Origin of the sequence: Oerskovia sp. NPDC057915, from assembly GCF_042887685.1 — a bacterium.
In the GTDB taxonomy this organism is placed as follows: domain Bacteria; phylum Actinomycetota; class Actinomycetes; order Actinomycetales; family Cellulomonadaceae; genus Oerskovia.
This window is the reverse complement of record NZ_JBHVOS010000003.1, coordinates 60,369-74,229: the sequence shown is the minus strand read 5'-3', so window position 1 is coordinate 74,229 and position 13,861 is coordinate 60,369. Positions and strand designations below refer to the sequence as shown.

Sequence of the window (13,861 nt, the reverse complement as noted above, 5' to 3'; positions counted from 1 at the left end):
CACTCGTCCCCCCGGCGTCTGAGGCGGTGCCCTGGGGGGCCGCCCCGCGCCGGCCGCCCCGCGGCGGTTTTTCTGTTCGGGCGGTCCAGAGCGCCCACCAGCAGCCCGAACTGCACACTCGACGACCAGGGGTTCCGGCGGCAGGATGTCGGCGTGAGCACCGGACCAGCGCTTGACCCCGAGATCCTCGACTTCTACACCGACCGCTACCGCGAGGAGCGTCGCCTCCATGCGACGGCCCACGGTCGCCTCGAGCTGCTGCGCACGCGCGAGCTCCTGAGCAGGTTCCTCCCGGCGGCCCCTGCCAGGGTCGTGGACGTCGGCGGCGCGACGGGGGTGCACGCGGCCTGGCTCGCCGACGGCGGGTACGACGTCGACCTGGTCGACCCCGTACCGTCGCACGTGGCCCGGGCGGCGGAGATCCCGGGGGTGCGGGCGCAGGTCGGGGACGCGCGGGCGCTGCCCTTCGAGGAGTCGTCGGCGGACGCGGTGCTCGTGCTGGGGCCGCTCTACCACCTCACGGACCGGCCCGACCGGTTGCTCGCGCTGCGCGAGGCGGCCCGTGTGGCGCGCAGCGGCGGCGTCGTGGTCGCCGCTGCGATCAGCCGGTACGCGGGGCTCCTGGAGCTCGCTGCCGTGGGGGAGGTCTCGGACGAGACGGAGCCGTCGCTGCGGCGCGCGGTCGAGACGGGTCTCCACGACCCACGGTCCGGCTTCACGACCGCGTACTTCCACGGCCCGGACGAGCTCGCACGGGAGCTCGAGGAGGCAGGGCTGGGGGCGGTCGCGGTCTACGGCGTCGAGGGACCGAGCGCCCCGGCGCTCGACAACCTGCCGCTGGACGAGGCAGAGCCCCTGCTGGGCTCGGCGATCCGGGCGGCGCGCCTGCTCGAGTCGGACCCGGCGCTGATCGCCGCGAGCCCGCACTTCCTGGCGTTCGGCAGCGTGGCCTGAGGGATCGCGCCACCTGCCGCGTCGAGTGTGCACTTCGGGCTGTCCCCGGGGGCCATGGACAGCCCGAACTGCACACTCGACGAGACCGCCGCTCGACGGACCTCGCGCTCGGGGGACCACACCCCGACACGCTTGTGCAATCTGTCACAAGCGCCGCCGTTTCTGCACCGGAAGGTGCGACGATCGAGACAGGCCGAGGTCCCACGACGGAGGAGACTGCCATGAGACCGCTCGTACGACGGACCGCCGCCGCGGCGTTCCTGGTCGGAGCACTGCTCCTGACCCGACGCATGACCATGACCTGGGGGACCCGCGACGGCGAGCAGTCCGCGCCGCTCGCGGGTGACGAGATCGTCCCGTGCGCCGACGCGATCTCGACCCGCGCCGTGACCATCGACGCCCCGCCGCGCGAGGTGTGGAAGTGGGTCGTGCAGCTCGGCCAGGGGCGCGGAGGGTTCTACAGCTACGAGTGGCTCGAGAACCTCGTCGGCTGCGACATCGAGAACGCCGACCGCATCGAGCCCAGGTGGCAGCGTCTCGCGGTCGGCGACGACGTGCGGCTCCACCCCGACGTCGCGCTGCGCGTCGCCGCGATGGTCCCCGAGCGGCACCTCGTGCTGCGGGGAGCCGTCCCGGTCGGCGCGTCGGCCCCGCCGTACGACTTCACCTGGTCGTTCGTGCTGAACCCCGTCGCCGACGGCGCCACGCGCCTCGTCGTGCGCGAGCGCTACGGCTACACGCGCTGGTGGTCCGGGGCGGTCGTCGAGCCGGTCCAGCCCGTCAGCTTCCTCATGAGCGCGCGCATGCTGCGCGGTATCCGCGACCGGGCCGAGGGCCGCGTGGGCGAGAAGGCCGCGTGAGGCGAGCGGCGCCGTCGGGCGGGAGAACCTGCCCGACGGCGCCGCTCACCTCCAGCGATGCCCCCCGCCCGTCGCCGGCCGGCACGGGCGGGGGCGCTCAGCGCGTCACGACCGGCGACGCCTCGCGGCGACCCGCAGCGCCGTACCGCCCGCGACGAGGAGCACCGCGCCCGCGAGGAGGGCGAGGGGCACGGTGGCACCGGTGTTGGACAGCCGGTCGATGCCCGGGCCCGGGCGCGCCGGGTCCGTGGCGAGCGTGTTGGTCACGACGACCCCGACCACGGTGCCGTCGCCGACGCGGACCTGCTCGGTGCTGAGGACGGCCCCGGTCCAGGCGGCGCCGTCGACCGGTGCGGGCGACTCCTCGACGAGCGTCACGAGGGCGCCGTAGGGGAGGGGCTCGCTGACGACCGGAACGCCGTCGGCCGCGACGACCACGGTGCCCTCGCCCGCCGCGAAGCCGTCACCCGCGGGGTAGGTGTAGCGCACGACGAACTCGGCGTCGGCGGGCAGGAGGTGCGCTCCGGTACCGACGACGTCCTTGCGCACCGAGAGGTACCCGGTCGTCCGCTCGATCGAGTTGACGACGTCGAGAGCGTAGGTCGAGCCCTTCGTGACGACGAAGCTGTTCGCCGCCCCGTACGTCGGGGCCGACCAGGTGCCGCCCTCGACGGCCCCGGGCGAGCTCTCGCCGACCGTGACCACGGCCCCGGCGGGGATGTCGCGGACCGTCACGGTGGTGCCGTCGCCCGGCACCGAGACCGTCGTCGGCGCGAGGGCCGACCAGGTGTCCCCGGCGGGGTAGGAGTAGGTGAACGTGTACTCGTCCTCGGGGGCGACGAGCGCGGCCCCCGACCCCTCGACTCGCTTGGTGAGCGCGAACGCGCCCACGTCCCGCGTGATCGCGTTCGTGAGCGTGACCTCGCTCGTGGTCCCGTCGCCGATCGTGACGGCCGCGGGCGAGAAGGTGCCCACCTCGCCCCAGGTCGCTCCTGCGACGTCGGCCGGGGCGAGCTCGGAGAGCGTCAGGACCGCGCCGTAGGGCAGCGGGCCGCTCGTGACGGCCTCGCCGTCGGCCGGCACGACGAGCAGGCCGTCGCCCGCGGCGAAGCCCGTGCCCGCGGGGTACGTGTAGCGCACGACGAACGTGTCGCTCGAGGGCACGAGCCCGGCGCCCGTCCCCTCGATCGCCTTGCGGACCGAGACGAACCCTGCGTCCAGCGTGATGACGTTGTCGAGGTCGACGGCCACCACGTCGTCCTTGATCACGGTGAACGTCTGCTCGCTGAACGTCGGCTCGCCCCAGGTGCCGCCCTCGACCTCGTCGAGGACCTCCGTGAGCGTGACGCGGGCGCCCGCAGGCACCTGGTCGACCACGACCGCGGGCTCGCCCGCCGTGACGGTCACCTCGCCGGCGCCCGGCTCGTCGATGCCCTGGGAGGGGTCGGCGGGGTAGGACCACCGGACGGTGAACGTGGGGTCGGTGACGAGCCCGGCCGCGTCCCCCGCGAGGTGCTTGGTGACGCTGAACGCGCCGAGGTCGCGCGTCAGGGTGTTGGTGACGGTCACGTCCACCGTGCCGCTCGTGTCGGTCACGAGCACCTCGGAGGGCGACACGGCGGGCGTCGACCAGGTGCCGCCAGGGACCTTCGTCGGGGCGGGCTCGGTGAAGCGGACGGTCGCCCCGACGGGGAGGTCGGGGATCGCGACCCGGTCACCCGTCGCGGGCAGGGCCACGCGACCGCTGCCGGCCCCGATGCCGCGGCCGGGGACGGCGTCCCAGGCGTAGGCGAGGGTGAACGACAGGTCCTGGGGGAGGCGGAGGCCGTCGTCGTTGACGACGACCTTGTGGGCCTGGACGCCTGCGCGGGCGAGGGTCGCCCGGTTGACCAGGCGGATCTCGGTGACGCCACCGAGGTTCGACCGGTCGGCTCCGAAGGTCAGCTCGAGGCGTTCGGAGGTGGTGCCGTCCGGCTGGACGAAGACGGGGTCGGCCCAGGTGACGTTCGTCGGCCCGGTGGGCGTGATCTCCTCGAGGCGGACCGTGGTGCCCTTGAACAGCTCGTCGGTCAGGAAGGTCTGGCCGGCGCGCAGCTCGACGGTGCGCTCGTCGGTGACCTGGCCGTCGAGCAGCGCGGTGTAGCGCACGCTGAACGCCGAGGTCAGGGTCGTGTCTCCGTGGAGCTCCTTGGTGAGCTGGAGCTTGCCGAAGTTGCGGCCGACGACGGTGCCGGAGCCCGACCAGCGCGTGGCCTGGCCCGTGACGACGTGCGTGACGTCACCCTCGATCGTGTACCTGGCGGTGTTCGCGTACGTGGTGGCCTTGCCCTCGTCGAGGGCGCGGACCGTCCACTCGACGCGGTACACCGACCCGGTCAGGCCCGTGTGGCCTGCGGGGAGGGACTCGCCTGCGGCGCCGGCCACCGAGGTGAACTCGACCCGGAGCCCGTCCGGGGAGACGGTGACGTCGGCGGGCGCCTTGACCTGGAGGTCGGCCTGCTCGCGGCCGAGCCGGTCGTAGCTCGTGGACCGGCCCTCGTAGACGGTCGGCGTGCCGAGGAGCTCGTAGGCGGTGGGGTCGAGCACGTCCTCGACGACGACGTCGAGGCCCGCGGGCATGCCGTCGGCCGGTGCGGGGACCGACACCGTCCAGGTGATCGTGTCGGTGAGGTTGTCGTACCAGCCCCACTTGCCCTGGTGCTGCCCCTGGTAGGTGCAGCTCTCCGTGCAGCGGTCGGGGTTCGGGGTGACGGTCACGGTGACGGGGCCGTCGACGGTGCCGAAGTCGAACACGTGCTCGACGGTCTCGAGGTTCTCGAGCCAGACGTCGGCCCGGACGGTGAACTCCCCGCTCATGGCGACCTCGTGCCCGTCGACGTACGCGGGGTCGACGGTGCAGGTGATGGTCGTGGCACCGACGACGCACTCCCCGGCGGGGTCGCCGTCGGGCGAGATCATCGCGAACCGGTCCGCGTGCCCGGTGAGTCCTGCGGGCAGGTCGACGGTCACGCTGACGGGGTTCGCCGCCTCGCCGGGGACGCTCCACCGCACGGTGAGCTCCTGGGTGCTGCCGTCGGCGAGCTCTTGCGTGCTGAACGAGATGCTGTCGACCGAGATCGGGGTCCCCGTCGCCGCGTGGGCGAGAGATCCCGTGGTCAGCACCGAGGCGAGCGCGAGGAGGAGGGTCAGCAGGAAGGCGACGGGCGATCGTCGTCCGGTGCGCGTCCTCCGGTCGGGCAGGGCAGTCACGTCTCACGGGTCCTCTCGTCGCGCGGCGGTGCCGCGGCGTGCCCTGCGGGTCGGGGCACTCTGGGGGAGACAACGCCCGTACACGGACATGACGCAGCATTCCGGTGATACCGGTCACAGACCTAGACGTACGTACCAGTCCGGGGCGCTGTCGTCCCGCGACCGCACGTCGCGCCCCCGTCGCGCCCGCCTCACCGAGCCGCGCGGCGCCCCGCCGAGCGCCGCCGCGCCCCGCCGAGCCCGCCGCGCCCCGCCGAGCCCGCCGCGCCCCGCCGACGCGAGATGATGGTCCGGTGCCCACCGCCCCGCACCGAGGTCTCGTGGTGAGCCCCGCGCTGACGATCCCGGACGCCGAGCTCACCTGGCGGTTCTCGCGCGCCTCCGGCCCGGGCGGGCAGGGCGTCAACACCACGGACTCGCGCGTCGAGCTGTCGTGGGACGTCGAGGCGTCCGCCGTCCTGGACGACGCGCAGCGCGTGCGCCTCACCGAGCGCCTCGACAAGAGGCTCGTCGGGGGAGTGCTCACGGTGACGGCCTCGGAGCACCGCGAGCAGCTCCGCAACCGGGCCGCCGCGAGGACGAGGCTCGCGGCGCTCGTCGCCGACGGGCTCGCCCCGCCCGCGCGGCAACGGCGTGCGACCCGCCCCACGCGCGGCTCGCAGGAACGGCGCCTCGCCGCCAAGAAGCAGCGGACCACGACCAAGCAGATGCGCCGCCGCCCCACGGACTGACGGTTCCCGACGGCGGAGCGCGCCGGCGCGCCCACCTCACGGTTCCTCGGGCGGCCGGGACAGCACGACGGCGGCGCACCGGTCCGTGGACCGGCGCGCCGCCGTCGTTCGTCGGGCTCAGAGCCCGGGAGAGGTGCGGATCAGAAGAGCGGCTCGGTCGAGATCTCCTCGGCCGACGGCGCGACGACCTGCAGGTCCTCGCCCCAGTGGGAGAACGTCATCTCCATGCTCGTCCCCATGACGTCCATGACGACCTTGCGCATGAGGTCGTCACCGTCGATCCAGTACTGGTACGTCAGCGTCTCGGGGAGAGCGGCGCCCGCGGCCTCGGCCTGCTCCGCCATCGAGCCCGTGAGCTTGGTGGTGTCGACCACGACCGTGTAGGGCTGAGCCTTCACGCCGTCGACGTCCACGGGGTCGCCGGCCTTCTCGACGCTCGTGATCGCGCCGTCGAGCGCCTCGACGCTCGCCGTGGGGTCCATCTGCTCGGTGAGGCCCTCGAACTGGGACGCCATGGGGTTGGACTCGTCGGCGGGGTCGATCGCGACGAACTTGTTCTGGCTGAGCTCGCCCAGGTTCATGTAGAAGACGCCGTCGACGAAGCGGATCTGCATCTCGCCCGAGCCCGGGACGGTCATGGTCATGGCGAGGTTCTGCGAGCCGTCCGTGAAGACGACGTCGCCGGTCATGTCCATGCTGGTGCCCTCGACCGAGGTCGAGGTCGCCATGGTCACGCTGCCCGCCGCGAGCTGCGCGTCGGTGATGCGCTGCACGAAGTTCTCGGCAGTGAGGTCTGACGACGAGTCCTTCGCGGGGGCCTTCTCCGCCTCGGACGTCGCGGACGGGGAGGACGCGGGGGTGTCGGTACCCGACGAGCAGGCGGCGAGGCCGAGGACCCCGACGGAGGCGACGGACAGGACGGCGATACCGCGGACGAGACGCACGAAGAAGGCTCCCTCAAGAGTGGTGGGGTGTGGTGGCGTGGGGCCACGCCTCCACTCTCCGGGCTGGGCGGGCGTTCTGCAATGGGGACCTGTCCCCCGGAAGGATGATCTTCTGCCCGGCCGCGGATGCCGACCCTCCTCCACGGTGCGAGCATCGACCTGGCGCGTGCCGCCGTCGGGCACGCGGATCGTGCTCGTACCGTGACGCTTCACCCGCCCCCGTGCGCAGCGGACGGCCGGCCCGGGGCAGGATACGCAGTGACCCGGTACCGACCGGTGCCGGGAGCCGACGGAAGGACGAGGACATGAGCGAGTCGAAGGGTGGCGCCCTGGGCGGCCTGGGCGGGTTCGTAGAGAAGGCCAAGGAGGCCCTGACGGACGAGCGCATCGACCAGGTCGCGGACCTGGTCAAGGGCCGCACGTCGGACTCGGTCGACAAGCACGTCGACACGGTCGCCGAGCAGGCCAAGAAGCTCAACGGCTGAGCCGGGCGTCAGGAGGGGCGGTCCCGCTGGGGCCGCCCCTTCGTGCGTCGTGCGCCCGCCCGCGCACCTGCCCGCCCGACGGCGCAGCTCACCGCCGCGGCCGGGCCGCCCTGCGTGGGTGGTCACCGCGCGGGCGCCGACCGTGCGGGCCGGGCGCGGGAGCGGCGTCCGTCGGGGCGGCGGTCCAGTGCCCGGGGTGCACGAGCCCGTCGGGCAGGCGGGTTGTCGTGTCGCCGCGGGCCGCGTTGACCTGGGCCTGGGTGAGGAACAGCGCGTCGGTGAGGTTCGCGCCGCTCAGGTCGGCCCCTCGCAGGTCGGCACCGACGAGGTCGGCGCTGCGCAGGTCCGCGCCGCGCAGGTCCGCCCCGACGAGCAGGGTGCCGCGCAGGCTCGCGCCGCGCAGGTCGGCGCGGGCCAGCCGTCTCCCGACCAGGTCGGCTCCTCGGTGATCGGCGCGTCGGCCGCGGGGCTGGTGCGGCGAGCGAGCGCGAGCCCCTTCGCTCGCACGGAGCAGGAGCGGGTTCACGCCGCCGCGCAGGGCGTCGAGGTCCTGCGCGAGCAGGTCCTGCGGGGAGCCGAGCGAGAGGTGCTCGACCCGGGCCACGGCGGCACGGAGCTCGGAGGTCAGGGACGGGTCGTGGTCGGCCTGGCCGGCCGGGCCCGCGCGACCTGTGCTCAGCGCCACGGCCTCGGTGAGATACCAGAGCAGCTCGTGGACGTGCCGCAGCACGGGCAGCAGCGCGAACATCGACGACCGCACCTCGGGGTGCTCGCGCCAGTCCTGCCCCGCGAACGTGACCCGGGAGATCTTCTGCCCCGCGCCGAAGCAGTCGTAGACCGTGCACCCCACGAACCCTCGCTCGCGGAGCTCCGGGTGGATGCCGCACCGGTGGTCGGGCCGCAGGTTGCGGCAGGGGTCGCCCGCGTCCTTGTCGATCGGGAAGTCCGCGGAGCGCGTGAACGCCAGCGCCACGCAGCACAGGCCGAAGCAGGCCGCGCAGTCGGCGTGCAGGCCGAGGCGTTCACGTTCCGTGGCGGGACTCGAGGGGGACGACGGCATGGGACTCCTGGCAGGGCGGGCAGGGCTGGTCTCCAGTACACCGCGTGCGCGCCCCGGGAGTCGAGCGAGTTCCGGCTGTCCGGTTCTCACCCTGCGGGCGATGCCGGTACGTCGCAGTGCCGACGCGCCCGCACGGAACCCCGCCTGCACCTCGCCCGAGCGGGCGATGCGGGCCCCGGTCGGCACACCTAGCGTGGGAGCAGCGCACCGCTCGCCCCGTCCCACGGACCGGAGACGCCGCGGTGCGTCCCGACGGTGCCGTACCCGGCGTCCGTCCCACCGGCCCCGCGCACCCCGCGGCGGCCGCAGACCAGTCGGAGTGTGCTGTGCAGAGCAAGGTCGGTCCTGTCCTCGTCGTCATCGGCTCGATCCTGGGCATCGCCCTCCTCGTGGTGGGGTTCCTGGCGGTGCGCACCGCGATCGTCGACCGGCCGATCGACTCGTACTTCCTCACGTACGAGGTCACGTCGGACACCGGGGTCGAGGCGGTCGTCTGGACGCAGGCCCCCGCGGGCGACCGAACGGGGGCGTCGGTCGAGCAGAGCGAGCCCGGTCCGGTCGGGTCGCCCTTCACGACCGAGGCGGTCGTGGCCGCCGGACAGCCGGCCCGGGTCGAGGCGACCCCCGCTGGTGAGGGCACGGCGTCGTGCCGCGTCGTCAAGGACGTCGGGCGCACCAACGAGGCCGTGCTGGTCGAGGCCACCTCGGCGACACCGGGCGCTCCCGTGACGTGCGACGTGACGATGCCGACCGGCCAGGGGTTCGGGAAGTAGTGCACGATCGTGGGCCCTGGCGGTCGGTGAGCCGGCCATGGGCGGCCTACCGGCGGTTGTCCGAGATGTGAAAGAGTTGCCGCGCGCACGTCGACCGGTGTGCGCACCGTTCGCCGAGAGGTCGTCATGGGTTTGCTGAGCTGGTTCAAGGGTCGTCGGAAGAAGACGGAGGCCGCACCGGTGGTGAGCGTCGCGTCCCTGTTCGACGCCACCCAGAAGACCGCTGCCGACACCACTCCGGCGCACGCGCCGGCTCGCACGACGGCGCCGGTCGCTCCTGCTGCCGCGGCCGAGCCTGCGACGACGCCCGTCGCGATCGCCGTCCTGGAGCCGGAGGACGCACCGAAGGCCGAGGCGTCCGCAGTCGTCGAGCGGGAGCCGGTCGCGACGGTCGCGACGGTCGCGGCGATCGAGGTCGCCGAGCCCGAGGCCGAGGCCCAGCCCGACGTCGAGGCCGAAGCCGAGGTCGTGGAGGCCGAGCTCGTTGCCGAGGCCATCGAGCAGGAGCCCGCGCCTGAGCCCGCCGCCGCCGTCGAGCCCGCCGCTGCCGTCGAGCCCGCCGAGCCCGCCGCTGCCGCGGTCGTAGAGCCCGCCGCTGCAGCTGCCGCCGCTGAGGTCGAGATCGTGGCAGAGGTCGTCGAGCCCGCCGCACCCGCCGCCCCCGCGGAGGCCGCTCCCCAGGCGACCACCGCCCCGAAGAGCACCGGCTACCTCCTGCCGGGCGAGACGACCGCCGAGATCCGCACCTGGGCTCTCGCGAACGGCCACACGGTGAGCCCCAAGGGCCGCCTGCCCAAGGCCGTCCTCACCGCGTACCGCGCGGCGAACGGCGAGGCCCCCGCAGCGGACTGACGCCCAGCATCCCCCGCCGGTCCACGGACCGGCCCCGCGACGGCGGCGCACCCGGACCCGATTCCGGGGGCGCCGCCGTCGTCGTGCCTGCAGGAGCCCAGGCAGGGGAGCCCGTGCCCGGCACGAGCGGGCCGGCACGAGCCCGGGCCCGGGCCCGCAGGAGCCCGCGCCCGACCGGCGACCTGATCCTTTGGGGTGACCCCGGGTCGTCCCGACTGTCGATGTGCACCGCCCGCCCGCCCGCATAGTCTCGCCGCATGCCTCCTGCTCCACCGATCCGCTACGTGCCCTACTCGGCCTTCGACCTGACCTGGCGGCTGGGGGCCGCCTTCGGGTCCGGTGCCCTGCTGTACCTCGCCAACGCGATCCTGACGTCGGAGGATCCCCAGGGGGCGACCTTCGAGCAGTGGGGCGCGATCTTCCTCCTCGACCTCCTGCTCGGCGTGGTGGCGCTGGTGCTCCTCCCCGCGGTCCGTGCGGCGCCGCTCACGGTGGCGCTCCTCATGGCGGTGGTCGGCGGGTTCACGAGCTTCGGCGCGGGTGCTGTCGTGATCGCGCTGATCTCGCTCGCGACGCGTCGACGGTGGCGCGAGATCGCGGGCGTCGGGGTCGTCTACATGGCGTCCGGCCTGGCGAACGAGGCCTTCTTCCGCTCGATGGTCCCCGAGTGGACCGAGACGCCGTGGTGGGTGTGGGTCGTCGTCGGGGCGCTCCTGTACGGCCTGGTCGTCGCGATCGGCGTCTCGATCGGGAACCGTCGCGACCTCGCAGAGTCCTGGCGTGTGCGGGCGGTGACGGCCGAGCGTGAGCAGGCCGCGCGCGTCGACCAGGCACGCTCGACCGAGCGCACCCGGATCGCGCGCGAGATGCACGACGTCCTGGCGCACCGCATCTCGCTCGTCGCGATGCACTCGGGCGCGCTCGCGTATCGCACGGACCTCACGCCCGAGGAGACGGCGGCGGCGGCGGGCGTGATCCGCGACAACGCGCACCTCGCGATGACCGAGCTGCGCGAGGTCCTCGGGGTCCTGCGCGAGACCGACGTCCCGGGCGGTGCCCCCGAGCGTCCGCAGCCGACGCTCGCCGCACTGCCCGACCTGCTGGCCGAGGCCCAGGGGCCCGAGGGCGCGGACCCGGTCGCGTGCGAGGTCTCCCCGGTCGCTGCCGAGCACCTCGCCGGGCTGGGCGACCAGGTGAGCCGGAGCGCGTACCGCATCCTGCAGGAGTCCCTGACGAACGCCCGCAAGCACGCGCCGGGCGAGCCGGTCCGTGTCGAGATCGACGGCGCCCCGGGGGAGGGGCTCACGGTGCGGGTCACCAACCCGCTCGTCGCGGTCCGCGTGCCCGACGACGGCGACGGGGCCTGCCCGTCCGGTGCGCCGCCGTCGGGCCTGGGGCTGACGGGGCTCGCCGAGCGCGCCCGCCTCACGGGCGGCGAGCTGACCGCGGGGCCCGACGGGGCAGGCCGCTTCGTCGTGAGAGCGTGGCTCCCGTGGACCTGACCTCTCCTCCGACTCCTGCCGTCCCCGAGACCGCGCCGACGGATGCACCCCTGCGTGTCGTCCTGGTCGACGACGACACGCTGGTCCGCGCGGGACTGCGCCTCATCCTGGGCGGTGACCGGGCGATCGAGATCGTGGGCGAGGCGTCCGACGGGATCGTCGCGGTCTCGGAGATCGCGCGCACCCGGCCCGACGTCGTGCTCATGGACATCCGCATGCCCCGCCGCGACGGGCTTGCGGCCCTGGAGATCGCGCGCGCCGCCGACCCTGCGCTCAAGGTGATCGTCCTGACGACGTTCGACGCCGACGACATGGTGCTGACCGCGCTGCGGCTGGGCGCGGCGGGCTTCCTGCTCAAGGACACGCCGCCCGCCGAGCTCGTGGCGGCGGTCCGGCTCGTCGCGGAGGGCCGGTCGATGCTGTCGCCGTCCGTCACGCAGCAGCTCATCACGGCCGTTGCGCGTCAGCCCGTCGACGACCGGGCGGCCGCCGCGAAGGCACGCCTCGCACGGCTGACCGAGCGCGAGCTCGAGGTCGCGGTCGCGATCGGGACCGGGCTGTCCAACGCGGACATCGCGACGAGCCTGTTCCTGAGCGTCGCGACGGTCAAGACCCACGTGGGGCGCGTGCTCGACAAGCTCGGGGCCGACAACCGCGTGCAGGTCGCGATCTGCGTGCACGACGCGGGGCTCGCGTAGCGGGTCAGGGCACCTCGTAGAGCAGCAGTGCGACGTCGTCGCGCGCGCCGTCGGCGAGGAGCTCGGCGAGCAGCGCGTCGGGCAGGTCGGACGCGGGGCTCTCCTCACGGATCGCGAGGGCCGCGTCGGCGAGGCGGCGCAGGCCCGTCGAGAGGTGCTCGCCGCGGCGCTCGACGAGCCCGTCGGTGTACAGCACGACGGCGTCGCCGCTGTCGAGCGAGGCGGTCGCCTCGGGCCGTGGCGCCGTGCTGAGGGCCAGGGGCGTGCCCCGACCCTCGTTGAGCCAGTGCGTCTCGGCCTTGTTGACGACGAGGGGCGGCAGGTGGCCCGCGGCCGAGTACGTCAGGGTGCGCGCGTCCTCGTCGACGATCGCGCACAGGACCGTCGCGAGCTCGGCGCCGGGCAGCGTCCGCGCGAAGCGGTCGAGGCCCTCGAGCGTGGCCGCGGGTCCCAGGTTCTCCAGGAGCAGGGCGCGGCTCGCGCTGCGGAGCTGGCCCATGACGGCTGCGGCGCGCAGGCCCTTGCCCACGCAGTCGCCCACGACCAGCCCGAACCGCCCGCCGGACAGGTCCACGACGTCGTACCAGTCGCCGCCGATGAGGAGGCTGTCGTCCGCGGGGCGGTAGCGGGTGTGCCACCCCGGGGCCGTCGGGTCGTCGGGGAGCATCGCGTCCTGGAGGGCGTTGGCGACGTCGCGGAGCTCGCCGACCTGCCGGATCTGGGCGAGCGTGCTGCTCAGCGCGGTGCCGACCGCGGACGCGACGAGCTGGAGGAACGAGCGCTGGTCGTCGTCGTCCGGACGGCGAGGGTTTCCCTCGAGGACGATGACGCCGGCGACCGAGCGGTCGCGGCTGGCTGCGAGGGGGGCCACGAGCGCGGGGCCGACCTGCTCGAGCCGCCGCTCGTCCGCGACCTCGCGCAGGACCTGCGACGGGACCGACTCGTCGTGGCGTTCGTGGGTCGAGGCGAAGGCCACGAGCCCGCTCGCGGTGTCGAGGTAGAGGTCGGCGCGCGTGACGTCCTCGCTGCGCCCGAGCACGCCCACGGTCGCGGCCGCGAGCTCGTCGACGTCGCCCTGGAGGCGTTGGAGGGTCGCCGTGAGGGTGCCGAGGGTCTGGAGACGTCTCGCAGCGACCACGTGGGCCGTTGTCTCGGTCGCGACGTCCAGGATGCCTCGGATGACGCCTTCGTCGTCACGCAGCGGGCTGTAGGAGAACGTGAAGGCGGTCTCCTCGTCGAAGCCCGAGCGGTTCATGATCAGGGTCTGGTCCTCGGACCAGGTGGGCTCGCCGGTCTCCAGGACCGAGGCGAACAGCGGTTCGATGTCCGGCCAGATCTCGGCCCACACCTCGGCTGCGGGGGCGCCCATCGCGCCGGGGTGCTTGTCCTGCCCGAGCATGGGCCGGTAGCCGTCGTTGTACAGCATCACGAGGTCCGGTCCCCAGGCGATGAAGATGGGGAAGCGGGTGCTGAAGCACAGGCGCACGGCGGCGCGCAGCGTCTTGGGCCAGGTGTCGGGGGAGCCGAGCGAGGTGGCGGACCAGTCGATCGACCGGGCCAGCTCACCGCTCTCGGTGCCCTGGGTGGCCAGGTCGAACCAGTCGGAACTCACGACTCATGATAGGAGGTCGCGGCAACGCCCTTCGCATCCTGTGCAGTGCACACCGGGCCTGCGGAGAGCGCGGGCGGCGTCGAGTGTGCAGTTCGGGTCGTCGGACCAGCCTGCTCGACGACCCGAAGTGCACACTCGACG

The 13,861-nt window shown here is 73.9% G+C and carries 12 protein-coding genes; 8 read left to right on the top strand and 4 right to left on the bottom strand.

Annotated elements, in window-relative coordinates; all coding sequences use genetic code 11:
- Positions 1-153: 153 nt before the first annotated feature.
- Both ACFVQ3_RS02850 and ACFVQ3_RS02845 read left to right on the top strand, forming a co-directional pair.
- Positions 154-954 (top strand): class I SAM-dependent methyltransferase, encoded by an 801-nt coding sequence (locus tag ACFVQ3_RS02850; protein ID WP_387634833.1) that lies wholly within the window; start codon positions 154-156, stop codon positions 952-954.
- Between the two features lie 221 nt (positions 955-1,175).
- Positions 1,176-1,814 (top strand): SRPBCC family protein, encoded by a 639-nt coding sequence (locus ACFVQ3_RS02845; protein ID WP_387634831.1) that lies wholly within the window; start codon positions 1,176-1,178, stop codon positions 1,812-1,814.
- Between the two features lie 105 nt (positions 1,815-1,919).
- On the opposite strand, the gene ACFVQ3_RS02840 is transcribed toward ACFVQ3_RS02845, so the two are convergent.
- The gene (locus ACFVQ3_RS02840) at positions 1,920-5,063 is read right to left on the bottom strand and encodes a DUF5979 domain-containing protein (RefSeq protein WP_387634828.1); all 3,144 of its coding nucleotides are present in this window, start codon (positions 5,061-5,063) and stop codon (positions 1,920-1,922) included.
- A 293-nt stretch (positions 5,064-5,356) separates the two neighbouring features.
- Here ACFVQ3_RS02840 and arfB point away from each other — a divergent pair, with 293 nt between their 5' ends.
- The gene (arfB, locus tag ACFVQ3_RS02835) at positions 5,357-5,794 is read left to right on the top strand and encodes an alternative ribosome rescue aminoacyl-tRNA hydrolase ArfB (RefSeq protein WP_387634825.1); all 438 of its coding nucleotides are present in this window, start codon (positions 5,357-5,359) and stop codon (positions 5,792-5,794) included.
- A 140-nt stretch (positions 5,795-5,934) separates the two neighbouring features.
- Here the strand turns inward: arfB and ACFVQ3_RS02830 are convergent, their stop codons facing one another.
- Entirely contained in the window at positions 5,935-6,738 is an 804-nt protein-coding gene (locus ACFVQ3_RS02830; protein ID WP_387634822.1) for a hypothetical protein, read from the bottom strand.
- Between the two features lie 305 nt (positions 6,739-7,043).
- Here ACFVQ3_RS02830 and ACFVQ3_RS02825 point away from each other — a divergent pair, with 305 nt between their 5' ends.
- Positions 7,044-7,223, top strand: a complete 180-nt coding sequence (locus ACFVQ3_RS02825) for a hypothetical protein (RefSeq protein ID WP_387634819.1) — start codon at positions 7,044-7,046, stop codon at positions 7,221-7,223.
- 88 nt (positions 7,224-7,311) lie between these two features.
- On the opposite strand, the gene ACFVQ3_RS02820 is transcribed toward ACFVQ3_RS02825, so the two are convergent.
- On the bottom strand, positions 7,312-8,283 hold the full coding sequence (locus tag ACFVQ3_RS02820) for a pentapeptide repeat-containing protein (protein WP_387634817.1): 972 nt from the start codon (positions 8,281-8,283) through the stop codon (positions 7,312-7,314).
- Positions 8,284-8,609: 326 nt separating this feature from the next.
- Here ACFVQ3_RS02820 and ACFVQ3_RS02815 point away from each other — a divergent pair, with 326 nt between their 5' ends.
- The 4 genes from ACFVQ3_RS02815 to ACFVQ3_RS02800 all read left to right on the top strand — a co-directional run bounded on the left by ACFVQ3_RS02815 (position 8,610) and on the right by ACFVQ3_RS02800 (position 12,108).
- Positions 8,610-9,056, top strand: coding sequence for a hypothetical protein (locus ACFVQ3_RS02815; protein ID WP_387634815.1), 447 nt, complete (start codon positions 8,610-8,612; stop codon positions 9,054-9,056).
- A gap of 126 nt (positions 9,057-9,182) precedes the next feature.
- Positions 9,183-9,908: a histone-like nucleoid-structuring protein Lsr2 gene (locus ACFVQ3_RS02810; RefSeq protein WP_387634812.1), complete on the top strand. Its 726-nt coding sequence runs from the start codon at positions 9,183-9,185 to the stop codon at positions 9,906-9,908.
- Positions 9,909-10,165: 257 nt separating this feature from the next.
- Positions 10,166-11,410 (top strand): sensor histidine kinase, encoded by a 1,245-nt coding sequence (locus ACFVQ3_RS02805; RefSeq protein ID WP_387634809.1) that lies wholly within the window; start codon positions 10,166-10,168, stop codon positions 11,408-11,410.
- The gene (locus ACFVQ3_RS02800; RefSeq protein ID WP_387635133.1) at positions 11,407-12,108 is read left to right on the top strand and encodes a response regulator; all 702 of its coding nucleotides are present in this window, start codon (positions 11,407-11,409) and stop codon (positions 12,106-12,108) included. Before ACFVQ3_RS02805 ends, ACFVQ3_RS02800 begins: the two co-directional genes overlap by 4 nt.
- A 4-nt stretch (positions 12,109-12,112) precedes the next feature.
- Here the strand turns inward: ACFVQ3_RS02800 and ACFVQ3_RS02795 are convergent, their stop codons facing one another.
- A complete protein-coding gene (locus ACFVQ3_RS02795; RefSeq protein ID WP_387634807.1) occupies positions 12,113-13,720 on the bottom strand; it encodes a SpoIIE family protein phosphatase in 1,608 nt (535 codons plus the stop codon).
- Positions 13,721-13,861: the final 141 nt, after the last annotated feature.

What these genes read in the sequence shown, in the direction of transcription:
- ACFVQ3_RS02845 (WP_387634831.1), top strand. Translation starts at nt 1,176, where the DNA reads ATGAGACCGCTCGTACGACGGACCGCCGCCGCGGCGTTCCTGGTCGGA.
- ACFVQ3_RS02825 (WP_387634819.1), top strand. Translation starts at nt 7,044, where the DNA reads ATGAGCGAGTCGAAGGGTGGCGCCCTGGGCGGCCTGGGCGGGTTCGTA.
- ACFVQ3_RS02820 (WP_387634817.1), bottom strand. Translation starts at nt 8,283, where the DNA reads ATGCCGTCGTCCCCCTCGAGTCCCGCCACGGAACGTGAACGCCTCGGC.
- ACFVQ3_RS02810 (WP_387634812.1), top strand. Translation starts at nt 9,183, where the DNA reads ATGGGTTTGCTGAGCTGGTTCAAGGGTCGTCGGAAGAAGACGGAGGCC.
- ACFVQ3_RS02805 (WP_387634809.1), top strand. Translation starts at nt 10,166, where the DNA reads ATGCCTCCTGCTCCACCGATCCGCTACGTGCCCTACTCGGCCTTCGAC.